Here is a 308-nt window from a genome sequence, read left to right on the forward strand (position 1 = left end):
CTCCAGCGCCTGACCCCGCTCCCCGAGTCGGCCGCGTTGGTGCTCTGGCAGGCCGTACTCGGCGCGTGGGACGACGACGACACCACGTTGCGTGATCGTCTGCGCGCCTACGCGCCGGAGGCGATGCGGGAGGCAGGCGAGCACACGACGTGGACCTCCCCCGACGCCGACTTCGAGGCGCGTGTGCGCGGTGCCGTGGATGCGGCGTTCGACGACGCCGTCGTCCGCGCGGTGCTGGACGGCCTGCGAGCCGTGGTAGCCGATCCCGGACGGTCCAACGCCCTGGCGGCGAAGCTGATCGCGCTGAC

General features: G+C 73.1%; 1 pseudogene. It reads left to right on the forward strand.

Annotation, left to right across the window (positions count from 1 at the left end):
- Window positions 1–308 (forward strand): annotated as a pseudogene (locus KSO97_RS17565) (malto-oligosyltrehalose synthase); the annotation flags it as partial.

This window comes from Nocardioides sp. R-C-SC26 (assembly GCF_021246465.1).
GTDB lineage: Bacteria > Actinomycetota > Actinomycetes > Propionibacteriales > Nocardioidaceae > Nocardioides.